Source organism: Bradyrhizobium sp. USDA 223 (genome assembly GCF_044909005.1).
Taxonomy (GTDB): Bacteria; Pseudomonadota; Alphaproteobacteria; order Rhizobiales; family Xanthobacteraceae; genus Bradyrhizobium; species Bradyrhizobium yuanmingense.
Window position 1 is genome coordinate 2,916,439 of record NZ_JBIYDR010000001.1, and the last position, 23,772, is coordinate 2,940,210.

26 protein-coding genes and 1 pseudogene are annotated in these 23,772 nt (G+C 61.0%); 14 read left to right on the forward strand and 13 right to left on the reverse strand.

Features of this window, described 5'->3' with window-relative positions:
- Nucleotides 1–127: 127 nt before the first annotated feature.
- The 7 genes from ABIA40_RS13460 to ABIA40_RS13490 all read left to right on the forward strand — a co-directional run bounded on the left by ABIA40_RS13460 (nucleotide 128) and on the right by ABIA40_RS13490 (nucleotide 7,093).
- Nucleotides 128–1,000, forward strand: coding sequence for a tetratricopeptide repeat protein (locus ABIA40_RS13460; RefSeq protein WP_404541468.1), 873 nt, complete (start codon nucleotides 128–130; stop codon nucleotides 998–1,000).
- A gap of 564 nt (nucleotides 1,001–1,564) precedes the next feature.
- Nucleotides 1,565–2,398, forward strand: a complete 834-nt coding sequence (locus tag ABIA40_RS13465) for a hypothetical protein (protein WP_404541470.1) — start codon at nucleotides 1,565–1,567, stop codon at nucleotides 2,396–2,398.
- A gap of 768 nt (nucleotides 2,399–3,166) precedes the next feature.
- Nucleotides 3,167–3,952 carry a methyltransferase domain-containing protein gene (locus ABIA40_RS13470; protein WP_404541472.1) on the forward strand — a complete coding sequence of 262 codons (786 nt, stop codon included), beginning with the start codon at nucleotides 3,167–3,169 and terminating at the stop codon, nucleotides 3,950–3,952.
- A gap of 926 nt (nucleotides 3,953–4,878) precedes the next feature.
- Complete coding sequence (locus ABIA40_RS13475) at nucleotides 4,879–5,061, forward strand: hypothetical protein (RefSeq protein ID WP_404541474.1); 183 nt, start codon at nucleotides 4,879–4,881, stop codon at nucleotides 5,059–5,061.
- Nucleotides 5,062–5,296: 235 nt separating this feature from the next.
- Nucleotides 5,297–5,947: an arylesterase gene (locus ABIA40_RS13480; RefSeq protein WP_404541476.1), complete on the forward strand. Its 651-nt coding sequence runs from the start codon at nucleotides 5,297–5,299 to the stop codon at nucleotides 5,945–5,947.
- 208 nt (nucleotides 5,948–6,155) lie between these two features.
- Entirely contained in the window at nucleotides 6,156–6,335 is a 180-nt protein-coding gene (locus ABIA40_RS13485; protein WP_404541478.1) for a hypothetical protein, read from the forward strand.
- 260 nt (nucleotides 6,336–6,595) lie between these two features.
- The gene (locus ABIA40_RS13490; RefSeq protein WP_404541480.1) at nucleotides 6,596–7,093 is read left to right on the forward strand and encodes a hypothetical protein; all 498 of its coding nucleotides are present in this window, start codon (nucleotides 6,596–6,598) and stop codon (nucleotides 7,091–7,093) included.
- Between the two features lie 261 nt (nucleotides 7,094–7,354).
- On the opposite strand, the gene ABIA40_RS13495 is transcribed toward ABIA40_RS13490, so the two are convergent.
- Together ABIA40_RS13495 and ABIA40_RS13500 are read right to left on the reverse strand one after the other, a co-directional pair.
- On the reverse strand, nucleotides 7,355–7,945 hold the full coding sequence (locus ABIA40_RS13495; protein WP_404541482.1) for a hypothetical protein: 591 nt from the start codon (nucleotides 7,943–7,945) through the stop codon (nucleotides 7,355–7,357).
- A 66-nt stretch (nucleotides 7,946–8,011) separates the two neighbouring features.
- Nucleotides 8,012–8,329: a DUF1648 domain-containing protein gene (locus ABIA40_RS13500; RefSeq protein ID WP_404541484.1), complete on the reverse strand. Its 318-nt coding sequence runs from the start codon at nucleotides 8,327–8,329 to the stop codon at nucleotides 8,012–8,014.
- Nucleotides 8,330–8,698: 369 nt separating this feature from the next.
- On the opposite strand from ABIA40_RS13500, the gene ABIA40_RS13505 reads away from it, so the two are divergent.
- Nucleotides 8,699–9,631, forward strand: coding sequence for a dienelactone hydrolase family protein (locus tag ABIA40_RS13505; protein ID WP_157284644.1), 933 nt, complete (start codon nucleotides 8,699–8,701; stop codon nucleotides 9,629–9,631).
- Nucleotides 9,632–9,691: 60 nt separating this feature from the next.
- On the opposite strand, the pseudogene ABIA40_RS13510 reads toward ABIA40_RS13505, so the two are convergent.
- A pseudogene (locus tag ABIA40_RS13510) lies at nucleotides 9,692–10,395 on the reverse strand (GrlR family regulatory protein).
- A 303-nt stretch (nucleotides 10,396–10,698) separates the two neighbouring features.
- On the opposite strand from ABIA40_RS13510, the gene ABIA40_RS13515 reads away from it, so the two are divergent.
- On the forward strand, nucleotides 10,699–11,151 hold the full coding sequence (locus ABIA40_RS13515; protein ID WP_404541486.1) for a hypothetical protein: 453 nt from the start codon (nucleotides 10,699–10,701) through the stop codon (nucleotides 11,149–11,151).
- A 1-nt stretch (nucleotide 11,152) separates the two neighbouring features.
- Here ABIA40_RS13515 and ABIA40_RS13520 read toward each other — a convergent pair whose 3' ends face one another.
- The 3 genes from ABIA40_RS13520 to ABIA40_RS13530 all read right to left on the reverse strand — a co-directional run bounded on the left by ABIA40_RS13520 (nucleotide 11,153) and on the right by ABIA40_RS13530 (nucleotide 13,975).
- Nucleotides 11,153–11,974: a tetratricopeptide repeat protein gene (locus ABIA40_RS13520; protein ID WP_404541488.1), complete on the reverse strand. Its 822-nt coding sequence runs from the start codon at nucleotides 11,972–11,974 to the stop codon at nucleotides 11,153–11,155.
- 69 nt (nucleotides 11,975–12,043) lie between these two features.
- Entirely contained in the window at nucleotides 12,044–12,745 is a 702-nt protein-coding gene (locus ABIA40_RS13525) for a GrlR family regulatory protein (RefSeq protein WP_271546897.1), read from the reverse strand.
- A 195-nt stretch (nucleotides 12,746–12,940) separates the two neighbouring features.
- Nucleotides 12,941–13,975: a glutamine synthetase beta-grasp domain-containing protein gene (locus tag ABIA40_RS13530; RefSeq protein WP_157284640.1), complete on the reverse strand. Its 1,035-nt coding sequence runs from the start codon at nucleotides 13,973–13,975 to the stop codon at nucleotides 12,941–12,943.
- A 540-nt stretch (nucleotides 13,976–14,515) separates the two neighbouring features.
- Here ABIA40_RS13530 and ABIA40_RS13535 point away from each other — a divergent pair.
- Nucleotides 14,516–14,719, forward strand: coding sequence for a DUF2735 domain-containing protein (locus ABIA40_RS13535; RefSeq protein WP_036022780.1), 204 nt, complete (start codon nucleotides 14,516–14,518; stop codon nucleotides 14,717–14,719).
- A gap of 112 nt (nucleotides 14,720–14,831) precedes the next feature.
- On the opposite strand, the gene ABIA40_RS13540 is transcribed toward ABIA40_RS13535, so the two are convergent.
- Complete coding sequence (locus tag ABIA40_RS13540; RefSeq protein WP_275509634.1) at nucleotides 14,832–15,158, reverse strand: MliC family protein; 327 nt, start codon at nucleotides 15,156–15,158, stop codon at nucleotides 14,832–14,834.
- A gap of 71 nt (nucleotides 15,159–15,229) precedes the next feature.
- Here ABIA40_RS13540 and ABIA40_RS13545 point away from each other — a divergent pair, with 71 nt between their 5' ends.
- The 4 genes from ABIA40_RS13545 (at nucleotide 15,230) to ABIA40_RS13560 (ending at nucleotide 17,875) form a co-directional block, all read left to right on the forward strand.
- Nucleotides 15,230–15,988: a tyrosine-protein phosphatase gene (locus ABIA40_RS13545; RefSeq protein WP_404541492.1), complete on the forward strand. Its 759-nt coding sequence runs from the start codon at nucleotides 15,230–15,232 to the stop codon at nucleotides 15,986–15,988.
- Nucleotides 15,989–16,012: 24 nt separating this feature from the next.
- Complete coding sequence (locus tag ABIA40_RS13550) at nucleotides 16,013–16,693, forward strand: SDR family oxidoreductase (RefSeq protein ID WP_275509632.1); 681 nt, start codon at nucleotides 16,013–16,015, stop codon at nucleotides 16,691–16,693.
- Nucleotides 16,694–16,793: 100 nt separating this feature from the next.
- Nucleotides 16,794–17,480 (forward strand): DUF2161 domain-containing phosphodiesterase, encoded by a 687-nt coding sequence (locus ABIA40_RS13555; protein ID WP_128261948.1) that lies wholly within the window; start codon nucleotides 16,794–16,796, stop codon nucleotides 17,478–17,480.
- A gap of 95 nt (nucleotides 17,481–17,575) precedes the next feature.
- Complete coding sequence (locus tag ABIA40_RS13560; RefSeq protein WP_128261949.1) at nucleotides 17,576–17,875, forward strand: hypothetical protein; 300 nt, start codon at nucleotides 17,576–17,578, stop codon at nucleotides 17,873–17,875.
- A 79-nt stretch (nucleotides 17,876–17,954) separates the two neighbouring features.
- Here the strand turns inward: ABIA40_RS13560 and ABIA40_RS13565 are convergent, their stop codons facing one another.
- From ABIA40_RS13565 to ABIA40_RS13590, 6 genes are all read right to left on the reverse strand, one after another.
- Nucleotides 17,955–18,560 carry a GNAT family N-acetyltransferase gene (locus ABIA40_RS13565; RefSeq protein WP_404541495.1) on the reverse strand — a complete coding sequence of 202 codons (606 nt, stop codon included), beginning with the start codon at nucleotides 18,558–18,560 and terminating at the stop codon, nucleotides 17,955–17,957.
- Between the two features lie 152 nt (nucleotides 18,561–18,712).
- Nucleotides 18,713–19,111, reverse strand: a complete 399-nt coding sequence (locus ABIA40_RS13570) for a PaaI family thioesterase (RefSeq protein ID WP_036000401.1) — start codon at nucleotides 19,109–19,111, stop codon at nucleotides 18,713–18,715.
- A 100-nt stretch (nucleotides 19,112–19,211) separates the two neighbouring features.
- Nucleotides 19,212–20,414 carry a kynureninase gene (kynU, locus tag ABIA40_RS13575; RefSeq protein ID WP_271546911.1) on the reverse strand — a complete coding sequence of 401 codons (1,203 nt, stop codon included), beginning with the start codon at nucleotides 20,412–20,414 and terminating at the stop codon, nucleotides 19,212–19,214.
- Between the two features lie 8 nt (nucleotides 20,415–20,422).
- Complete coding sequence (gene kynA / locus ABIA40_RS13580) at nucleotides 20,423–21,262, reverse strand: tryptophan 2,3-dioxygenase (RefSeq protein WP_036033884.1); 840 nt, start codon at nucleotides 21,260–21,262, stop codon at nucleotides 20,423–20,425.
- Nucleotides 21,263–21,293: 31 nt separating this feature from the next.
- A complete protein-coding gene (locus ABIA40_RS13585) occupies nucleotides 21,294–22,106 on the reverse strand; it encodes an alpha/beta hydrolase (RefSeq protein WP_271546915.1) in 813 nt (270 codons plus the stop codon).
- 339 nt (nucleotides 22,107–22,445) lie between these two features.
- Complete coding sequence (locus ABIA40_RS13590; protein WP_271546917.1) at nucleotides 22,446–23,723, reverse strand: ArgE/DapE family deacylase; 1,278 nt, start codon at nucleotides 23,721–23,723, stop codon at nucleotides 22,446–22,448.
- Between the last annotated feature and the right edge of the window lie 49 nt (nucleotides 23,724–23,772).

Below are 23,772 nucleotides of genomic sequence, written 5' to 3' on the forward strand. Positions count from 1 at the left end.
GGCGAATGGCCTCTACTCGCTTGACGATTGTTTAACCGCAATCCGCGTTAACGTTGCAGCGTTCCATGGGCCTTGCTGCCGATTGAGTTACCATCGGCAAGAACGTTTTTTCAGGCCGGAGAAGCAAATGAAAGTGGGCTTGGAGCTGCGGCGGGTCCTGCGCGGGATTGCCTTCCTGTCCGTGCTCTGGCCCTTCTGTTCTGCGGCAATTGCGTCCGATGCCGAGACTTACCAGACGGCGGCTGCCGTTGCCGTAAGCAAACTGGACTATGACCGAGCCATTCAAATCTACTCCAAAGGACTCGAACGGCAAATCAGCCTCAAGGACCGGGCGGAGCTGCTGCGGATGAGGGGTGTAACCGCTCAGCTTGCAAAAAGATGGGATCAAGCCGAAGCCGACCTTACCGCGGCCGTCGAAATGGTCGGCTCTACCGACCCGCGCGCTTATCTGGACCGCGGCGTTTTTTATCACCACCGAGGTCACTTCGAACTTGCGCTAGCCGACTACACCGCCGCGGGGAGGCTGTTCCCGGATAACGGGGCTTTCCCCAACGGTCAGGGGCTGGCGCTCATGGAGCAGGGCAAATTCGACGAAGCGATCAAACGGTTTGACGAAGCGATAAAGCTTGCGCCGACATCAGGTCTATTCATGCTCGGAAGGGCCGAGGCCTACAATCGTTCCGACCGACCGCAAACCGCGCTGGAGGATTACGACAAGGCGTTGGCGCTCGGACATCTCACGCTAAGCGATACCTATCGACTTCGCGTGGGTGTCGGAGCCGCTCATCTCAAACTGAAGAATGAGAAGGCCGCGATCGAAAGCTTGGATAAGGCTGTCGAACTCGACCCCAATTCGACTACAGCCCTCAGATACCGAGGCCTGGCCTATGAACTGGCGAGTGAGCTTGATCGTGCGTATCGCGACTATGAGACCGTCTTAAGACTACATCCAGGCGACGAATTAGCCGTGAAGCGGCTGCAGAGGCTCCGCGCGAAGTAAGGATCAAGGGTCGCCTGATCCAGGTCATTCCGGGTTGCGAGGGCTGCCTTTGCCTCGAGGCGGAAATTAAAACGGCTGAATGAAGGCGTTTCAACAGAGTGACTTGTTGCACGCCGAGGGGAATTGACTCTGTCCCGCCCGCCCCTTGCGACGCCGCGCAAGGGGCAAGCTCTGTCTGTACTTCACGCGTCTGCGAGAGTTCCTGCAGGGCGACATCCAGGCGTCCCCCGGTGTTGCGCTTTCTTGAAACGAGCATGTCTGCTGATCGCTTGGTTGAGCAGGATTCCCGCAGCTCACGCGTTCGGTGCCATTCGTGTTCTTGACACATAGTTGTCGCCTTTGTTCGAAACGGTGCAATCAGGCGACTGCACGCGTCTAAGGAGGCTGTGAGCTGGTTCACATGCTGCCTTGGTTAAACGGAGTACGGTCGGAAGAAGCCCGATTAGAAGGCACCGCCTCGAAACGGTGGCGCAGCGTCCGGCTGCCTGCCATTTTGGAAATTGCAATACTTGGCCATGAGCCCCGCCTCCGGACGCATTCAAAAAGCGGGCAGTGAAATGTTTATTGGACCTCATTTCCCTCCGTTCTTCCGCTGACTCGGAAACGGGATTTTCCAGTCCAAAGGTTTTTGAAAAGTCATTTGCCATGTGTATTTTTTCAAGCCGAGCCCGGTGCGCGGCAGGTCATAACCAAGCAAGCCGACCTTTCCTCTACGTTTTGGCTTCCATACTCTCGGCCGCCTGCGTCATTTCCTTTGCGAGCGCCGCGTCCGCTCAATGCGCGGCGCGCGACGTGTTGCAAAACAAGCTGAAGCTCAAGACGCGCTCGGCCCCGGCGTCGCAACAGCCTATTAAGTCCGCGCGCGACGTTGCGACATGGAAGACGATCGCAATAGGGACCTTCGCCGACTCTCTTGCCTTGCGCAACGAACTCGATAGCAAGGGCTGCAATGTCGGCGGTCAGGCCGCTGAAATCCTTGCTAGGCCGACGTTCACCGTTAGCTCTCGGAAGACATATGTGGAGCTTCTCGATCTATCGCCTGCGCAGCTTGGATTCACGTCCGATACCGTGACTTTGGCTAACGTTTACGCACGCGCCCAGCAGTTCGGCCTCGAACTCGCTGCGGCCGAAGTCGGCCCACAATTGCGTCTTCAATATTTCGACCAGCCTATCGGCGAATTTCTCATCATCGGAATGGACCCGATCAAGACATGGAGCGGCGAGCCGATCATTCTGAATGTGGCAAATGGCGGCGCCGGATTGATACTCATCGGCCAGGATGGTCGCTCCGAAACGGATATATCCGTGGCCTCCCGTTTCATTTTCGTTCGATCCCATCGACCGGCGGCTAACCGCGACGTCGTCGGAGCAATAGCAAGAGCACTTCAGCCGCCGTGAGCGAAATGGCGCGCGTTTGCGTCGAATGTCAGCTCATTGGCCCTCAGCCGAACGGCCCATGAACCGCCGCGAAGCCTGCTCTCGCAGAGAAACCGGACCGGACGAGCAGAACGGTCGGACCGCGGATTTTGACCCGAAGCGGACCATAGCGGCGCCGCCGGGGTGCGGAGGACCGCACTCAACGATTATTGTCGCCGGTTCCTGTACATTGCACCTAGTGTACCCGCTACGGACCCAAGGCACAGAGGCGCACCAACACCGATCATTGCCCAGAATGCGAGTAGCAGGAGGTGAGCTGTCAAGCCTTCTCCTATGACGTCACCTCGTAGCCAAAGAGGTGCCGCTGCGGTCACGAGCAACAAAGACCCGGCAACGGCGATTTTCATCCAAGATGTCGAGCGTGCATCACGCCGGGCGAAGTGAAATGATCCCCACGCGGCCGTGGAGGCGAGGACCGCCCATAGGATGCCAAGTGAAAGCATAGAGAGACAACATCCTCCAATCGGCTTTCAATGATAGAGAAGATTGGTGCACAAATCTTCGTCCATCCGATTAGAAATTCGAGCGAAATCCGTCGATCACTCTCAAGTCGGAGGTCGGCTCCTGGCCCTTCGCAACCGCAAACACGTCCGGAGTTAGAGGTAGATCGGACCTAACCGGGGCTGGGCCAGAACGTCGCGAATGACCCAAAGCCGACCTCGCGGCCATCGACCGGGAGCCTCATTTCACGCTATACTTCGCCAGGCAAATTGAATTCTTGAGGCTACCATGAGTGGGCTCGAATTCACTGAAGACGCCGCACGACGGCTGGAACACCTGTACCTGACAAAGGATGTGGTCGAACAACGGGCAGAGACTGTTCGGCTTCTCGCTCCCTTGTCAGGTGAGCACGTGCTGGATGTAGGTTGTGGTCCTGGCTTTTTGTGCGAAAGCATTTCTAGTTTGGTTGGCAGCGATGGTGCAGTTGTCGGAATTGATATTTCGGGTGATTTGATCGAATTATGCAGGCGGCGAAGTCCGCCGAGATGGCTGTCGTATGCCGTAGGAGACGCCACTCAACTCGCTCAACCCGCCACTTCCTTTGATGCTGTCGTTTGCACGCAAGTCGTGGAGTACATCCAGGACGTCAGCCGCGCGCTTACCGAGGCGTTCCGAGTGCTAACGGAAGGTGGCCGAGCGGTGTTTGTCGCGACGGATTGGGATAGTGTTATATGGTTTTCGGATTTGCCAGATCGCATGGCTCTGGTCTTGAAGTCTTGGGAAACGCATTGTGCCCACCCGCGTCTGCCTAGGTCACTAGGCGCTCGTTTGGTCAGTGCAGGTTTTCGAGTCGACGAAGCGGTCGTATTCCCAATTCTCAATCTCCAATGGGTCGATACCGCCTACAGCACCGGCCTAGCGGGTTTCATCCGGGATTTCGTGGGGCGCAAGAACGAACTTCCGGCCGAAGAGCTGAGCCAATGGTACGACGAGTTGGCCCGGCTGAATGAAACCGGTCGGTATTTTTTCAGCAGCAATCGTTACATTTTCCTCGCGTCCAAACCCGCTCGCTAAGCGTGACAGCACCGGGGCTGGGCCCTTCGCGGACGAGTCGGCTTCTGGCCCTTAGGCGAAGATGGAGGCGACGTTCAGCACGACCGCAGTCGGGGCCAGATCGGACATCGCGCGCTCGCGGCCAAACCGACGCTCCTGACCCAAAGCTGACTTCGACAATGCGCCATCAGCGTTTGGGAATGAGCCTCAAAAGGACCGAGCCAATGAAGCAAGTTCCCGCAAGTGAGCCGATTAGCACGAAGCCGAACACCCCTGGTTCGGCCTGATAACTCACCCAATGTAGTGGGGTGAACTTATCTCCGTAAAACACTCTACTCGTAAAGACGGCGGACAAGACCTCAGCAAGAACAAGCAGCCACAACGCAGCAAGCAGACCCCACGCCGCAACCGATTTGGCCTTTCGCATCATTGCATTAGGTCTGCGAGAGATTCTGACTTTCTGACCTGTCATTGCGCCATCTCAGCTGACAGCGCCTCGTAGCGCCGTGAGAATAAGTGATTACAAATTGTGTAAACGACGTTTGCGGACGAACGACAGTTCCTTATATCGCTTTAAGGTTGAGGAAATCATTTGACACTAGTGATCGCGGCAACCTTAGAGGTGGCGGCGATTGCGCCAGGAAACTTGTCGAATGTATTTGCTCACCTACTGTCTGATAGTGTTGGCCTTGACTGCCTTGGTGGCGTCTCGCCGGGCCAGGCGTCTGCCACGGACCCGTCAAGGACGGTTCGCAGGGATCTGGCCTGCTCTTTGCTCGGGAATTTGTGCGCTGGTACTACTCGCAGTTTGGCGTTCTCAAGGTGTTCAGGACGTCGAGCCCTCTTTATTGACCTGCCTCCTCATGCTGGTTGTCGCCTTCAATGCCGGCTGGTTTATCGGCGTCATGGGTGAGTGGTCGTGGCAGTGACGATAAAGGTCGATCCATATGGACACCCTCTACGTGATCCTGCTGATCACGACCCTCGTTCTGGGGTTCGTCGCGACCGTCCTATGGGGGCCGGACTTCGAATGGATTGGGCACGACGTTGAGGCCGCTTACATCTTCAAGATGGTCGCCATCGGGCTGGTCGTGTTCTTCTTGATCGCGATCACTTTCGGCCTCATCTGAGACCTGACAAGACGCGCACCAAGCGTAGCGAGCGCGTGCAAACTTCTGCTTCTGGCCCGTGGCCGACCTCAGCCCAAAGCGCAAGGATGTCCGCTGCACGCAGCTGACCCGACCAAGACCCTGCGGGGTACAGAGGGCAGCCTTTGACCCGAATGCGACGTCCTTCTCCTTTCGGCACACCAGCTGTGTGATAAAATTTGTCGCTGAGCTTGTGGCCTGGACGGAGACGCTGGCGATGAGAAGACGCGAGTTCATCACGTTGGCTGTGGGAGCTGCGTCCTCGTGGTTGCCACTTCTAAGCGTGCATGCCGAGGATAGGGTAATCAAAATCGTCGTCCTCGGAGATTCTTTCACTGCCGGAAGCGGCATCTCCGCTGGCTATCGTTTCACGGACCAGCTTGAAATTGCATTGAGAGCCAAAGGTCAATCGGCCGCTGTTATCAATGCTGGAGTGGGTGGCGACACGGCTGCAAGGGGGCTTGCTCGATTGAGCCGATCAGTCCCCGATGACACCGATGCGGTGATTTTGGAACTCGGTGCGAATGACATGATCAGGGGTATCGATCCAAGTGTCACTCGCACCGCGCTCTCGGAGATTCTACGTAACCTCGAAGCCCGGCGAATTGTAGTGCTTCTTTGCGGGGTGCGGACCCGCACCACCTTTGGAGACGAATACAAGAGCGCTTTTGCCGCGATGTTTTCTGGCCTTGCCAGTGAATACAATGTGCTGTTCTACCCAGCTTTCGACGAAGCGTTTGTGGACGATGCTCAACTTAAGCTGTTAGACGGCCTGCACCCAAATGCAGCTGGAGTCAAAGCAATCGTCACTGGCATATTGCCGGAAGTGGAAGCCTTGATTGACCGCGCGCGACGTAAAGAACGCTGATCCTGGAGTCTGCCACCTGTCATTTACAGTCGCCGCCCTCTCCCGTTTCTGGCCCCAAGCTGACCGACTTCGTCGCGTGGGCTAGTCTGTTATTGGGGGCAGTGCGGCTTCGCATCGCCAACTTTTCGACCGCCGCTTGTGACCCATAAGAGACATTTCGCGCTATCGAGCTTAGGCTTAGATCGTCTTGCCCCTTCGGAGCAGAGTTATGAAATCCGACCACATGAACGATATGATCGATCGCGTCGCGGCAGCAATTGCGGAAAGTAATGGCGACCCAAATTGGGAGGGATGCCTGAAGGTGCCTCACTTGGCGAGCCGTTATCGTGCCATGGCTAAGGCAGCTATTGAGGCAATCAAGGCAGCTACCCAGGACGATAAGGCGTAGTGGAGATTTCAGCTTGTGGCCCATCGACGAAGTTGCGCCTCGGCGGTCGCAAGTCCGCTTGTTGAGCCAGAGCGGACCAGATTTACTCGATCTGAGTTCTTCGCATTTTGCCCCATTGCAGACATTCGATCTCGACCCGCTGAGGACCGCTCGTGACCCATTGCGGACTTCACTAGATTTCTTTCAACTGCAAGCAAAGCCGCTAACTTGACCGAAGGATAGCCAAGTGGATGATGCGCCGGTCGGATCGGAGTAGCAGGATGATAGATCGCGCAGCCCGCGACCAGCTTTCGAGGGGCCTTAGACGATTAGTCGCCGGTGGGATCACCAACGACCAGTTTGAACGCAGTACGCCGGCAAATGTCGGGGACGCCTCAATATTGGCGATCACAGACATGTCGTGGCTCCTCTACAGCGATATGAAGGAGCATCGATTGGTCGGACGTCACAGCCTCGCGCCAATCTGGAAAAAGGAAGTACTGCGCTGGGTTTTGTTTCTCGACGGCGATTTTGAATATCGCTGGCCGGAGATTTCCCTGCCTGGCCTCCCGCCTATGCAACGTGCTCGCCCGGTTGTGACGAGGTGGCTGAGCGGACCTAACGCGATTTCCTACGAAAGTGCCACCGAATTTCTCGCAGCTGGGGATTACAATGCTTGGCCGTTCATTTCCAGATCGGAATACAAACACGCGTTGAGGCATCCGAGGCGTTTGGTAGGAAAGCCAGGATCATCAAGAACTGAGCAGTTCGGGATCTAGGGTAGCCGACCTCTCGGGCGTCGCCCGCTAAGGACCGCTTATGACCCATAGCAGATGGATGCCAGCTACGTCATACTGTTTGCCTTGGCTTGCTTGCTTGGCAGAAGGATCAGAGGATGACGACCTCGGGCTTAGTTTGCTCCTTTTGTGGAAAGGAGCCGGAAGAAGTCGTTTCCTTGATCAACGCCGTATCCGTGAGCGCAAAAGGTCAGCAGACCGCCGGTGCTATTTGCAATGAATGTGTTGAACTGTGCGTGCAGGTCATTGGTTTGCAAAAGCCGGAGTGGCTAGAGCGGCCTCTCGGGGCTCAAAAGCGTCTGGATCTGAGAGGCTCTTGAATCCGTACAAAATGCGCATTACGGGCTCGGCGTCCGTCCAAACATATCCTTCGTCAGTTTTCTCGACATAACCAAGCGGGACCAGAGCCTCAAGAATCCCAGTCATCAGGCCGTTACGCCCGAACGGCACGTATATGGCGCTGGAAAAGTCGTAGTAGTCCTTTCCGTAACTATCAAAAAAGTCGATGAAGGCTTCCAGTAGTTCGGGCAAGCTTAGGCCACTATTTTTCCAATTGCGCTTGGCTACTTGATCAGCCTCCTGTGTGCCGCACTCAAACGCAAAGACACTCGACCATCCCGTCGGCCATGGATTAAGCGGTCTGAGTATGCCGAGCCGCCACAGAACGAGCGCAAGCGATGTGAACCTATCGTTATGAGCGAAGATTGGACGCGGGGCGTCGGGAAATTGGGACGCCAAATCATTGGCCCACGAATCGCTCTCAGCAAGCTGGTAGGCTCTCTCGGCGAGAGCCTGCGCGAGTGTGCCATAGGCATGCATTTCCATTTCGTTCATGAGACGCTCAAAGCCGCGACGGTCGCGGCCGTCAGCCTCTGATCCTCGGCCGACCTGCGCGAACGTTCAGAGGGGCGCTCTCGCCTTCATCAAAACGAACAGATGAGAACCGAGGGCGATCAGCGAGACAATGACTATTCCTAATTCGGCGCCGTGCACATGCTGTGGCGCATAGGTTGAAGCCAGCCAAATGAAGAGCCGGATGGCCACCATGAAAGCAATCATCCCCCACATTGCGAGCCATTTTGGGGCGTACCAAGTCGGCTCGCCGTTGGGACCCCACTGCATGGCAATACGCTCGCTTGCGATACGCGGGCCAAGATACAGGTTTGACCCGATGACCAACGCGATAGCGAAGCCAAAGACGTAGTCTGCTGGCACCATGCTTTCCGCCTTTCAAGATCCAGCTGCGACTACCCAGAGATGGAGAAGCAATCCATTCTTGTTTAGATGGAACCGCTCGCGTCTACTTCCTTATGGTTGCTGGTAGATTGATTGGACCCGACGACCGCTCCTGGCCCATCTGCGAAGTTGCGACACATCTGTCGGAGGTCCGCTTATGGCGGTAGAGTGGACAAGATTTGCTCAACCTGAGTTCTTCGCATTTCGACCCAAGGCCGACATGGCCGGGCCGTCATCTTGAATGCGCGTGCACTTTCAGCCCCTATCGAAGCGCTAGTCTGACCCGCTATGATGTCGGTTCGAGCAGGGGAAATGGGCATGAGGCGGCGGAGATTTTTGATCTCAGCGAATATGAATTATTTCATTCAATCTCACCCCAAGAGAGTACGTACGCTAGCCAAGTGGCTCGGCGTGGTTGCTGCCGTTGTTTGGCTGAATCAACATAATGCCAGCGCTCAGGGGTTGTTTGCTGCTGCTACAGGCGCCAAGGATCTGACGTTTCCCGATTCGCCGTCCGCTAGCCCAGCAGACGGTTCACGTATGATCTTGCTCAAACCGAAGGGAGCGGGACCGTTTCCTGCTATGGTCCTGCACCACCAATGTGCCGGTCTGCGCACCAAAGGCGGCCCGAACAGGTCGATGGGCGCCTGGGCGCAAGCTGCGGTTCAGCAAGGCTTCGTAGTCCTTTTGATAGATTCCTTGGGACCTCGCGATGTCGATATGGTGTGTTTGGAAGTGAAGAAGGGCGTTAACTTTCCGCGCGGCGTCCGCGATGCTCTTCAGGCTGCTGATCACCTACGAGCCTTTCCATTCGTCGACAAGCAACGAGTCGCCCATGTAGGGTTTTCCTGGGGTGCAATGGTCGCGCTGCTGGGCAGCAGCAGCAATTGGCGAGCAGCTGCGCCAGGGAGTGAAGCATTTACAGCAGCTGTGGCGGTGTATCCGGGGTGCTTCTCAATCCAACCTAAAGCAGGCCCTCCATATGAAATCGTTCAGACCAAGATTGACCGTCCTACTCTGGTCTTGATGGGCGATAAGGATACCGAAACGCCGCCTGAAGAATGTATTCCCAAACTTCAAGCGGCAAAGAACGCAGGTGCACCCGTTGAGTGGTACACCTTCCCGAATGCTACGCATTGTTGGGACTGTCAGCACCTGAACGGGTTCTCAAAAATCGATTTTCGTGGCACTAAAGTGAGCTACCGATACGACCTAAGCGCAACCCACGAGGCTCAGCGACGAATCTTCGCCTTTCTGGAAAAAACCTGGGGCACCGGCCGCTGACATCCAGATGCGCCACTTGAATGTCGCTTCGGAGCAGACGCGACGGAATTTATCGGCAACCTACGCCCTTCGCATCAGCTTGAGCGAAGCCTTCAGCCGCAGGCTTCGCTTCCCCGCGAGCGCGATGCCTTCGAGCTCGCCGCTGTCTTCCGTGCAGGTCCCGGAGAAGCCGATGCCGACCTCGAGGCCGCCGAACACCGGGTTCTCGCCTTTCGCCGGCGTGTGCTCCTGGTTCAGCATCTCGCCCTTCCAGCGGCCGTCCGCCGAGGAATAGGAGCCGAGATAGTAGAAGAACGCATCGCCTCCTAGGATGCGCCCGTCGATCAGCAGCATCACCCCGGACAGGCCGGCATCGACGCCGTCGAGCGCGCGCAAGCCCATCCCATAGAGCCCATTGGCGATACCGCCCGGTCCGACCGTCCCGTCGGCGGCAAGCCTTCGTCGTCGAGGCGCGTGAGATTGGCCCAGAACCTGGCGCCCGGCATGGTGTCCGCGCCGCCTTCGAGGCGAATCTGGTTGCCGTACAGCCGGCCGCGGGCCCCGATCGAAGCGACGTCGGCGCCCATCAGCGGCTTGTAGCTGGGGTCGAGGTTGTGCCGCTCGGTGATGACCTGGGCGATGATCTCGCCGTCGCGTTCGACATAACTGCCGAGATGCGCGAAGCCCGAATTGCCGCCAAGCATCCTGCCGTCGTGCAGGCACATGATGCTGCAGCCGAACCCATCGTTGACGCCGTATTCAACCTTGTAGAGCCCGTCCAGCAACGTCCTGAACCTGCAAATCGAAAATGAGTTGCGGGCTACCTAGCACCGACGCCACAGCGAAGCCACCGGCTTTTCCGCGCATCGCCACGCCGGGGACCTCCGCCCGCCATGATGCCATTATGCCCCTGTTTTGCCCGACGGGTCAAAACTTCACTTCGTAAAACCCGCAGTCAATGATTTCAGGGAATTGGCTACTGTGCATGGGGTTGTTTTGGAGGTTTGTTTGCCGGCCTCCGAAAAAAGCTCCTCGGGCGATCGGTGCCAGGCTCGAACCAGCCCCCACGGACGCACGACCAATCGCGCATGGACACGCAATCAGCCGAAGACGAGCTCAGCGCGATCATCGCCGGCGCCGCGAAGCAGCCGCTGCTCGATGCCGCCTACGCGCTCTGGCGCCAACGCTACCGGCTGGAGACGATTGCGGGACGTCCGACTGCCGAAGAGGTCCGCGTCAATCGTACCTTCTCGCCGGAGCAGTTCATCATCCAGTACCGCCATGAACGCGCCCATGCCCATGAAGGGCCGATGTTCGGCTATGTGAAGCGCGCTCATCCGCGCGCCGACGATGAGGCGATCAGGCAAGCCATCATCACGGCGGTCAAATTCGAAGACGAGTACAACAAGCACTTCGACTGGAACGCCGATTTCGAGGATTGCGTGGCGCGCGCGGTGAAACAGGCCGCGCGGAAATATCCGCATTATCTCGAGACCACCTATCGCGATGCCCGCAACGACCTCGCCTACTACATGAAGTGAGTTAGAAGCACAGCGTGGTGACCAGCCTGCCCTGCTTGTCCTTGATCGCATAGGGACAGCGAATGCGCTCCAGCGCCTTCTTGGCATCCTCGTCGCCGAGCGCGGCGGCGCGCTCGTAATAGGCTTTCGCCGCGTCCTTGTCCTTCGCACCGCCGCGGCCTTCCTGCGCAAAGGCGCCCATCCGCTCCAGCGCGCCGGGATGGTTTTGCGCCGCCGCCTTCTCGAACAGCGCGCGCGCCGCGACATCGTCCTTTGCGCCGCCATCGCCTTCAGACAACATCAGGCCGAGCTGGTACTGCGCTTCCGCGTTGGTCTCGGCGGCCTTGCCGAGCAGCGCGCGCGCCTGGGCGGGATCGGCCGGCGCGGCGCCACCTGCGCCACCGAGCGCTGCGAGATTGCTGACGCCACGGGGGTTGCCGGCCTGCGCCGCCTTCTCGAACAGCTTACGCGCCTGCGCCTCGTCCTTGGCGACGCCCGAGCCGGCGGCGTAGGTAACACCGAGCTCGACCATCGCCGCACTCGATCCCTTGTCGGCCGCCTTGCGCCAGGCCGCGATCGCCTCAGCCGTCTGCCGGTTCGCCGCGTAAGCGCGCCCGAGCGCGAACATCGCCCGGCGCGAGGCGTTTGCCGCCTGCCTGCAGAACTTGACCGCGGTCGCGATGTCGGCGGACGCGATCTCCGCGACGCCCTTCACGTCAGCCGGCTTGTCGGGATCGCTGGGATCGGCGGCGAGACGGTCGCACAACACGAGATCAGCCGATTGCGCCTGCGCCGTCAGGGGCGCGGCGAGCGCAAAGAGCATGGCAAGGAGGAAAGTCCGCATGATCGTCACGTTGCGTCTGTGGCCCGGCAAATTCAAGGCTCAAGTCGGTTCACGTCTGCCATGTGTGGCTCAGGCGCGATGCATCAGCTTGAGCGCTGCGGTCAGGCGCAAGCTCCGCTTGCCGGCCAGCGCGGTTGCCTCCAGCACCGCCTGCTCCGCGTCATAGCTGCCGGAGAAGCCGATGCCGACCTCGTGGCCGCCGAAGATCGGATCGTCCTTGGCCGGCGTGTGCTCCTGGTTGAGGATCTGGCCCTTCCACCGGCCCTTCGCGGCGGTGTAGCTGCCAAGGTAGTAGAAAGCCGCATCGCCGCCGAGGATGCGGCCCTGGTTGAGCAGCATCACCCCGGTGAGTCCGCCGTCGAGGCCGTCGAGCATGCGCAAATGGATGGAGTAAAGACCGTCGCTGATGCCGGCTTCGCCGACGCCGCCGGCGATCGGCACCTCCTCGTCCGTGATCGGCGTCATCAGCGACTGAAACGGCACGCCTGGCAGCTCCTTGAGCTCGCCCTTGAAGCGATAGAGATCACCGTCGGCCCAGCCCTTCGCGATCAGGGTCGCATCGTCGGTGCCCGCCATGGCGCGGTAGCTCGGATCGGGATTATGGCGGACGGTCTTGATGACGATGTCGACGCCGCTGTCGGTCTTCTCATAGGTGCCGATATGGGCAAAGGCCGAATTGCCGCCGAGCATCTTGCCGTCGCCGGCATGCATCACGCTGCGGCCGACGGTATCGCCGAGCTGAAATCTCACCTTGTAGAAGCCTTCAATCACCAGCCGTGTCCCCCGGCCCTGCGCGCATCCGGATGCACTCTATCCCGCTTTCGGCGGCGATGGACAAGTTTCGCGGCGCCCCGGTCGGCAGGCACAGGAACGGTTGTCATCAAAATGCAAAAATCCGCCGGAGCCTTCGCTCCGGCGGATTGAATGCCAACCCGGGCCAGCCCCCCAGCCCGGGCCGGGAGGATCTTAGGCCGCGGCCTTCTTGTCGGTCGGCACGGACGAGATCGTCTTCAGGATCTGCGAAGCGATCTGGTAGGGGTCGCCTTGCGAGTTCGGACGGCGGTCTTCCAGATAGCCCTTGTAGCCGTTGTTGACGAAGGAGTGCGGAACGCGGATCGAAGCGCCGCGGTCGGCAACGCCGTAGCTGAACTTGTTCCACGGCGCGGTCTCGTGCTTGCCGGTCAGACGCTTGTCGTTGTCCGGGCCGTAGACGGCGATGTGGTCCATCAGGTTCTTCTCGAAGGCGGCCATCAGCGCCTCGAAATACTCCTTGCCGCCGACTTCACGCATATAGGCCGTCGAGAAGTTGGCGTGCATGCCCGAGCCGTTCCAGTCGGTGTCGCCGAGCGGCTTGCAGTGGAATTCGATGTCGATGCCGTACTTCTCGGTCAGGCGCAGCATCAGGTAGCGGGCCATCCACATCTGGTCGGCAGCGGTCTTGGAGCCCTTGCCGAAGATCTGGAATTCCCACTGGCCCTTGGCGACTTCCGCGTTGATGCCTTCATGATTGATGCCGGCAGCCAAGCACAGGTCGAGATGCTCTTCGACGATTTTGCGGGCGACATCGCCGACGTTCGAGTAGCCGACGCCGGTGTAGTACGGGCCCTGCGGCGCCGGATAGCCGGACTCGGGGAAGCCGAGCGGACGGCCGTTCTTGTAAAAGAAGTATTCCTGCTCGAAGCCGAACCACGCACCGGAATCGTCCAGGATGGTGGCGCGCTTGTTGGACGGATGCGGGGTCTTGCCATCGGGCATCATGACTTCGCACATCACCAGCACGCCGTTGGTGCGCGCACCGTCCGGGAACACCGCGACCGGCTTCAGCACGCAATCGGAGCTGTGGCCTTCGGCCTGCTGGGTGGAGGAGCCGTCGAAGCCCCAGAGCGGAAGCTGCTCGAGCGTCGGGAACGACGCGAATTCCTTGATCTGAGTTTTGCCGCGCAAATTCGGAGTCGGCGTATATCCGTCGAGCCAGATGTACTCGAGCTTGTACTTGGTCATTGAGCCTCTCTGTAGATGATGCGAAAGGTTGGGGGCCCGGGAGGGCCCCCGCACGTTTGTACCCGGCCATCATCGGCCAGCGCTTCCCAAGCATTTCGCGTGCCAAAAGGCCGCAGTACGGGCGGTTCTCCACCGCTTCCGGCTCCTCCTCACCGCGGACGAGCCCTCCACGGCACCGTGCGTCATAGCCGCGCACCTTTGCCCGAAGCTGCGCTGCAAAAATCCGGCGGAAAACGCCCGCTTTAGAAGCAGCGGACGCCGCCCTGCGCGTTGCCGATCAAACACGCATCAACGTCCGGTAACTTTCGCAAACTCCCCCGCCCCTCCCCAGCAACGTTCGGAATGGCCCACGCGTTGTTCAGCGGTAGCGTGCCTTGGAGGATGCAGAAGGCCATCTGCCTACAAATTGAGCGGAAACTGATTTCCTTTTCAGCACTTTCCAATCAGGGATGAGCGGCCGATATGGGGATTCCAGTAACCACAATCGAACGAGTCGGGCGCACCATGGAGGCCAAGGCGCTTCGACCAAGGAGAATCGCAATGATGAACAATGGTCTGAGTCACGGATCTGCAAAGATCTACCAATTCCCCGTCGGCGGCCGTGCGGCCCTCGCCGGACGCCGCTATGGCGAGACCCGTCTTCCCGCCGATCAGGCGTCGCTGCCCGCGAACGTCTCGATCTGCAGCGACAGCTGGTATCACCAGGATGCGGTCGACGAAGCCAAGCCCAAATGGGAACGCTGATGCCAGCTGCTGGTCTGACAGTGCCGGGCTTTCCCAAGCGGCCGGCGGCAGTTTGAAAAAGGGGTCGAAACAACGGCGTTTCGGCTCTTTTTAATTCCAGGCGCGCCCGCGCCTAGATCCCGGGCTTTTCGACCACCGCGCAGGCCGTAACCGGCCGCTTCAGGTGCTTGACCGTAGCGGGCCCGGTCTTGGGAATCCTCAGCGTGACTCCCGCCCCCGAATAGCGCGTCCCCGAAACAGCCAGCCGCTTGGCGAGCGTAACCGGCTGGCCATCGATCTGGACGAAGGCCCGCTTGTCGTGGTCATAAATGCCCAGGATGAACTGCGTACCATCGGCGCAGCGGTAGGTTTGGAAGGTCTGCGCATCGGCCTGCCGCGCACCAAGCATTGCGCCCGCCAGCATACTGACCGTCAAAACAATGGCCTTGTGCCGGCTCATGATCGCCCCCTGTAATAGACCGCAAGGACGCCAAACGTGCATCCGGTGGAACCATAGCCCAAGCTGATACCATGCAAGACTCCTCCCCGAAGGACTCCCCTGCCCGCCATCTCGCGCTGCAGGGTGCGAGCAATTTCCGCGACCTCGGCGGCTACCCGACCATTGATGGCCGCACCACACGCTGGCGGCATATTTTCCGCTCCAACCATCTCGGCCAGCTCACGGCTGCCGACATCGAGGTCGTCCGCGCGCTTGGCGTGCGCAGCGCCTTCGATTTCCGTGGCCTGGAGGAGCGCGCGACCGGCATCTGCGTCGTGGACGAGATTGCGGTGCATTCGCTGCCGATCGAACCGACCGTCGTGGCCGGGCTGCGCGCCGAGCTCGCGAAAGGCACGCTGACCGCGGCCGTGGCGCTCGAGCTCATGCGCGAGTCCTACCGCAATTATGTGCGCCACAACACGCACAGCTTCCGCGCGCTGTTCGGTCATTTGCTGGAAGATCGCGCACCGCTCGTGATCCACTGCACCGCCGGCAAGGACCGCACCGGCTTCGCCAGCGCGCTGATCCTGCATGCGCTGGGCGTGGCGGACGAGGTCATCGCCGAGGATTATCTCTTGACCAACCGGCACTACAAGCGCGACCCGTCGAACGTCTCCGATCTGCCCGCCGATGTTCTCGACGCGATCGGCAGCGTCGAGGCCTCGTACCTTGCGGCCGCTTTCGAAGCGGTCGGCAGCGAATATGGCGATCTCGAAACCTATTTGCGCGACGGGCTCAAGCTCGGCACGGCAGAACGAGACGCACTGAAGGCGCGCTATCTGCAAGCATAGGGCGGCTGTGCCGGGAGAACGATCATGCAAGGCAAGATCTTGATCGTGACGGGCGCACGCGGCGCGCTCGGTCAAGTAGTCGCGGAAACGGCGCTGGTACGCGGCGCGCGCGTGGCTGGCATCGATCACGCGTCTTCGCAAACCGCCGCAAGCGCTGACCACATCGACATCGCGGGCGTTGACCTGTCCGACCCAGCGCAGGCGAAAACGGCCGTCGATGCGGCGGCAAAGCATTTCGGCGGGCTCGACGCATTGATCAACATCGCCGGCGGCTTTGCCTTCGAGACCGTCGGCGACGGCGATATCGCGACGTGGCAGCGCATGCATGCGCTGAACGTGCTGACCGCGCTCAACGCCTCGCGTGCGGCGTTGCCGCACCTTGCCAAGTCCACGGCCGGCCGCATCGTCAATATCGGCGCCATGGGCGCACTGCAGGCCGGCAACGGGATGGGCCCCTATGCCGCGTCGAAAGCCGGCGTGCATCGCCTGACCGAGGCCCTCGCAAACGAGTGGAAGGGCAAGGTTACCGTCAACGCGGTGCTGCCCTCGATCATCGACACCGCGGCCAACCGCGCCGACATGCCGAAAGCCGACTTTTCCAAATGGGTGACGCCCCAGGAGCTCGCCGAAGTCATCCTGTTCCTCGCCAGCGATGCCGCGAGCGGCGTCACGGGCGCCCTGATCCCCGTCGGTGGACGGATGTAATCGCGTTCCGATTGGAACGTTAGAGACATCGGCCCGGATTCAATCAGGGCCGAGAACGCTCTAGACTGTCCACAACTGATTCTCCGATCGGACGTCCCCCTTGGAAACCGCGCTTTACCTGCCCGTCAAACGCTTCCTCGAAGAGCTCGGCTTCACGGTCAAGGGCGAGATCGGCGGCTGCGATCTCGTTGGCCTCAGCGCCGGCGATCCGCCGGTCGTGGTGATCGGCGAGCTCAAGCTTGCCTTCAATCTCGAGCTGATCCTGCAGGCGGTCGATCGCGCGCCGGCCGGTGACGAGGTCTGGATCGCGGCGAAGATGTCCGCGCGCGGCAAGGGACGCGAGAGCGACGCGCGCTATCGCAATCTCTGCCGCCGCCTCGGCTTCGGCATGCTCGGCGTGACCGATCGCGGCCAGGTCGAAGTACTGGTGAAGCCGCCGACCGCGGCGCCGCGCCGCGAGCCGAAGGTCCGCTCGCGTCTCGTCGCCGAGCATCAGCGCCGCCAGGGCGACCCCGTGCTCGGCGGCAGCACCCGCGCACCGATCATGACGGCCTATCGCCAGCAGGCGCTGGCCTGCGCGTCGGCCCTTGCCGAAGGATCGAAGCCGGTGCGCGAGCTGCGCGAACGCTGCCCCGATGCCGGCAAGATCTTGCTTAACAATGTGTATGGCTGGTTCGAACGCACGGAGCGGGGAATCTACCGGCTCACCGAAGCTGGACACGCCGCCCTGAAACGTTGGCCTCAGCAACGGGTGGAGGTCGGCGCAGGTGCTGCGTCACCGCTGTGACACCAGACCGGTGCATAGCTGAGATGCCGCACCGATTCCATATTGCAATGCAACATTGGCGGCACTAGGTATCCCGGCATCAAGATGAGGCCGTTATGAGCGCAGACTGGAATACCAAATATGGCACGCGGCGCGTCCGCCACGATCCCCCGACCCTGGACGAGGCGATCTTCGCCGCTGTCGGCATCACCGACGACCAGGCGCAGCAGGCCGAGATCGCCGCAGCCTTGATGGGAATGCCGCTCGACGTCGTCCAGGCCGAGGTGAAGAAGCAGGCCCGCACCAACAGCCGCATCACCGCCACGCGCGTGATCGCCGGCGAACAGGGCGCGCAGCGCTCCGTCGTGGTCGAACGCCGCGTCGTCCGCCGCTTCGGCGCCGGCACGCGCAGCTGAGCATTCCTTTCATCGCACCGAACACGAAAGCGGACCGGCCTGGCCGGTCCGCTTTGTGATTCCTGTCCGCAATTCCCGGTTATGCGGCGCGATTGCCGTACATGCTCGAGATCAGCTTCCAGCACGTGCTGTTGAAGCTGAGGAGCGCGCGCCCAGCCGTGAACGGCGAGGCCGCGAGATCGGCAAGCTCGGCCTCGGGCGTCTTGGCGAGGTCGATCGTGCCGGTCGATTCACCGTGGCGGAAAGCCAGATGGGCCCCGAACTTCCTGGCGAGCGCCCGCATCGCATGATTGTCCGCGCCCGTGGTGATGCGCAGCTGTTTGTAGTCCTTCCAGCGGGCCTCTGCGATCAGGCGGCGGAACAGCACGGTGCCGACGCCCTGGCGGCGCGCTGAGGCTTCCACGCTAAAGGCGACCTCCGGCAAGGAACCGTCCTCCGGCGGGTGCAGCTCGGCCGCGCCGCGCACCACGCCATCGACGATATAGGCAACGATCACGGTGCCGTCCTCGGCACAGCGGGCGGCATAGCGCTCGATGAAGCTGTCGTCGAGAAAGCCGTTGAAACGGTCATGCCGGCTGCCGGCATCAAGCCTCAGCAGCTGATCGCGCAGGAGCGGCAATTCTTCCTGCTGGATCAGGGTCCGTACATAGCCGGGAACGGTACGGACGGCGTCTTCAAGTACCACGTCAGAACTCCTCTTGGTGTTCCCTCGAGGAGGCGTTCGAATCCCTAGGCCTCCTATATTGTGCATCGCACCATGATTTTCAAGACGGAGACCTGCCCAAGTTTCGGGCACCGAAGCGACCAATTCGTTAATAAAATCAAAGTCCCGCAGTTTCACAGGACCAGCTGGGTCTGGGTCACAACCGCAACCAATTTGCCGTCCTCGGTTTCCAATCTGGTGGTCCAGACCTGGGTCCGCCGACCCCTGTGCACCGGGGTGGCGGTGGCGATGACCGTGGCCCCCTCCTTGGCCCCGCCGATGAAATTGGTCTTGCTCTCCAGCGTGGTGGTCCCCTTGGCATCCTCGGGCAAATTGATCACGGTCGCCGCCGCGCCGACGGAATCGGCCAGCGCCATCACGGCCCCGCCGTGGATGGTGTGGTGAAGCGTGCAGAGTTCGGGCCGGACCGTCATCCGCGCCACCACGCGGTCCTTCTCCGCCTCGACAAACTCGACGCCCTTGAGTTCGGCGAACGGCATCTTCATCGCTTTAAGCTTCTCGAGCGGCGTCATCAAAAGTCCTCCCAATTCATTGTTGTCTCAACGTGAATTGCCCCGCTCGGCAAAGCAATGACGTCCGAGGTAATCATCCCGGACATCTGAGAAGCGTCCTTCACGTCACCGCATTCACGACCTGGTACTCCGGCCGGCGCCAAATCTCGTTGGCAATCACCTCTTCGATGATCTCCGCCGCGCGCATGATCTCGTCCGCTCCAACATAAAGCGGCGTGAGGCCGAAGCGCATGATGTCGGGCGCGCGGAAATCACCGATGACGCCGCGCGCGATCAGGGCCTGCATCGCGGCGTAGCCGCCGGCGAAGGCGAAGGAGACTTGCGAGCCACGCCGCTCATGGTCGCGCGGCGTCACGAGCTTGAGTTGCGGACAGCGGCGCTCGACTTCACCGATCAGGAGATCGCCCAGCGCCAGCGAACGCGCACGAACCTCTGCGATATCGACCTTGTCCCAGATATCGAGCGAGGCCTCCAACGCCGCCATGGCGAGCACCGGCGGGGTGCCGACGCGCATGCGCTCGACGCCGCCCGCGGACGCATAGGCAAGCTCGAACGCAAACGGTTTTGCGTGGCCCATCCACCCCGACAGCGCGGCGCGCGCGCCGTCGGCATGGCGCGGTGCGACATAGAGGAAGGCCGGCGCGCCGGGGCCGGCGTTGAGATATTTGTAGGTGCACCCCGCGGCGAAATCGGCGCCGCTCCCGGCGAGATCGACCGGCAGCGCGCCGGCGGAATGGGCGAGATCCCAAACCGTGACGATGCCGAGCGCATGCGCTTTCGCGGTCAACTTCGCCATGTCGTGGCGGCGGCCGGTGCGGTAGTCGACCTCGGTGATGTAGAGCACCGCGACCTCCTCCGACAATGCGGTCTCGATCTCCTCCGGTGCTACCAGGCGCAATTGATGGCCGCGTCCGAGCGTTTCGATCAGGCCCTCGGCCATGTAGAGGTCAGTCGGGAAGTTGCCGGTATCCGACAGGATCACCTTGCGCGAGACGTTCATGTCGAGCGCGGCAGCGAGCGCCTGATAGACCTTGAGCGACAGCGTGTCTCCGACCATCACGGAGCCTGCATCCGCGCCGATCAACCGCGCGATGCGGTCGCCGACATGGCGCGGCTGCACATACCAGCCTGCACTATTCCAGGCGCGGATCAGCTCGTTGCCCCATTCCTGGGTGATCACGCGGTTGACACGCTCGGCAACGCCCAGCGGCAACGCGCCAAGCGAGTTGCCGTCGAGATAGATCACGCCGTCAGGTAAATGGAACAAGGCTCTGGTATCGTCGTAAACGCGAAGCCGGGTCATGGACATCCCTACAAAATCGTACGCACGCGCCAGAGCTCGGGAAATAGTTCGACCTCGAGCATGCGCTTGAGATAACTGACGCCGCCAGTGCCGCCGGTACCACGCTTGAAGCCGATGACGCGCTCGACCGTGGTGACGTGGTTGAAGCGCCAGCGCCGGAAATAGTCCTCGAAATCGACCAGCTTCTCGGCCAGTTCGTAGAGCATCCAGTGGGTTTCTGGCGCCTCGTAGACGATCCGCCAGGCCTGCAGCACGCCTTCGTTGAAGCTGTGGGTTTCGCGAACGTCGCGCGCCAGCACCGCAGCAGGCATCTTGAGCCCGTTGCGGTCGGCAAGCCGCAGCACCTCGTCATAGAGGCTCGGCGTCGCGAGCTCGGCTTCGAGCAGCTTGATCGTCTCCGCATCGTGCGCGTGCGGCTTCAGCATGGCGTGGTTGCGGTTGCCGAGCAGAAATTCGATCAGCCGGTATTGCCGCGACTGGAAGCCCGAGGATTGTCCAAGCTGCGAGCGGAAGCGGGTATACTCGCTCGGCGTCATTGTGCGCAGCACGTCCCAGGCCCCGTTCAGCTGCTCGAAGATGCGCGACATCCGCGCGAGCATCTTCATCGCGGGTTGCACCTCATCCCGTGAGATCGCACGGCGCGCAGCCGCGAGCTCGTGGATGGCGAGCCGCATCCACAGTTCCGTGGTCTGATGCTGGATGATGAACAGCATCTCGTCATGCGCCTCCGACAGCGGATGCTGCGCACCGAGGATCGCGTCCAGCGCGAGATAATCACCGTAGGACATGCGCCGGGTGAAATCGGTCTCGGCGCCTTCGCTTGTGGGATCGTAATCGCTGGACGTCATGGCTGGCCCTCTCGATCGATCGTCCCTGGCCTCATCCGTCGAGGCCGATCAGGCGCGCGGTGATCTGTGACGACGGATCCTTGAGCCCATCGATCACCGTGAAATGGTTGAGGCCGGGCTCGACGACGAGGTGCGTCGGCACGTCGAAGCCGGTCCAGATATTGGCCATCAGATCGGACTGGCGGATGAATTCGGGCCGCTCGCTCCCGCCGACCCAGGCCGTCACGGGCGAATGCCCTCGTGGCAGATGCAGCGCCGCGCTTTCCAGCGTCGCCTCCTCCATCGTCATTCGCAGCGTCTCGTTCATCCCCGTCTTCAGGAGCGGACGCAAGTCGTGCAGGCCGCTGATCGAGAGCGTACCGGCGATGCGGTTGTAGACGGCGGACTCGAGCCGGCTGTCGTCGCACAGCATGCGCGTGACGAGATGGCCGCCGGCGGAATGGCCGGCGAGCCGGATCGGCCCCGAGACGAGCGATGCCGCTTTGGCGATCGCGGCAGTGATTTCCGCAGTGATATCGGAGATGCGGGCAGCCGGTGCCAGCGTGTAGCTCGGCAGCGCCACCGTCCAGCCATGATGCCGCGCACCTTCGGCGAGATCGGTCCAGGTCGATTTGTCGAAGCGCATCCAGTAGCCGCCATGGACGAAGACGACGAGACCCTTGCTGTCGCCGTCAGGCAGGATCAGATCGAGCTTCTGGCGCTCGCCGGCGCCGTAGGCGATGTCGGGGCGAAATTCCCTCATCCCGGCGCGGTAGGCCGCCGCCCGCTCCGCCCACAGCGCCGGCAGCTTGTCCGAGCCCGGGATGTGGGCCGAATTGGCATAAGCGTCATCCCAATCGCGCATCGTTGCTCCCGAGGACTCGTCCGACGAACGAACGCCAGTCTGCCACCGGTCAGGGCGGCATCCTAGTCTTTCTTTTAAGCTTAAAGGATTTGAGGGAGCCGGTGGATTGGGCACCGACCGCTACGAGCCGAGGTGTCGTAGGGTGGGCAAAGCGGAGCGTGCCCCACCATCCTGGTTCATCTGAGAGAAAGGTGGTGGGCACGGCGCAAGTGCGCCTTTGCCGATTCTACAGGACTATCATCCGTCATTGCGAGCGCAGCGAAGCAATCCAGTCTGTCTCCGCGGCAACAGCCTGGATTGCTTCGTCGCAAGGGCTCCTCGCAATGACGGCGAAGAGGCCTACGCCTTCTCCACGCCGCACCATTCCGCGATGAACAGCGCCATCGCCTTGGTCGCCTTCTTCAATGACTCCAGGTCGACGAACTCGTTGAAGCCGTGCATCTCGCCTCCGCTGGCACCAAAACACAGACTCGGGATGCCGTGGTTGAGGCCGTAGAAGCGCGTGTCGGTCAGTGCCGTGAAGACGAGGTCCTCTGGCGTGCCGCCATAGACGCTGTTGAAGGCCTTTCCGAACGCAGCCTCAGGCTCCGCGGCGTTGGTCAGCTCATAGCCTTCCGACAGGAAGCCGGACCATTCGACCTGCGGCGGATTGTTGGCGAGGAAGCGGTGGTTTCGCGAAGCGGCGGCGACGCAAGCCATGATCTCCTTCTGGTGATCGGCGATCGACCAGCCCGGCAACACCGCAATCCGGCAGTCGACATCGCACCAGGCCGGCACGCTCGAGGCCCAGTCACCGCCCTTGATGATGCCGGCGTTGAAGTTGACGGGATGGTCGAGCGTCTTGAAGTGACGGTCGGCCTTGGCCCGCTCGTTCCATTCGATCTCGAGCTTTTGCAGCGCCTGGATCAGGTGATATGCCGCCATGATCGCGTTCGCGCCGGAGCCTGCGAAGGCAACGTGGGTCGGATGCCCCTTCACGCGGAGGCGGAACCAGATCACGCCGACCTGGGAGCGCACCATCTTGCCGCCGGTCGGCTCCGGAATGAAGCAGGCGTCCGCGCGATAGCCGCGTTGCAGCGTCGAGAGTGCGCCGACACCGGTGCTCTCCTCCTCGATCACCGATTGGAAATGGATCCGCGCCGTCGGCCTGAAGCCCGCGGCCTTGATCGCGTCCAGCGCATAGAGCGCACCGATCGTCCCGGACTTCATGTCGCAGGCACCGCGGCCGAACATCTTGCCGTCCTTGATGACCGGCGCGAATGGCGGCGTTTCCCACAATTCTAGCGGACCGGCCGGCACCACATCGCAGTGCCCTTGCAGGATCAGCGACTTGCCGCCATTGGTTCTCGGACGGTAAGTTCCCACCACGGATCGCGCCTTCGAGAAGTCGTGCTCGATCGGACCGAAGCCGCGCAGATCCTTCAAATCCTCGACGTCGATATGCCAGTCGTCGACCTCGTAGCCGCGTTCGCGCAGGAGATCGCCGATCATGTCCTGGCATGGTCCCTCCGCCCCGCGGGTCGAAGGGATCGCGACGAAATCGCGGGTGGTTGCAAGCTGAGCCTCGAAGCCGCTGTCGACGGCGTCAAGAATCCGCTGCTGCGTTTCGGCATTCATTCGGGCGACTCCAGACATTCCAATGGTCCCAGGGAGCGCGCAAACTAGC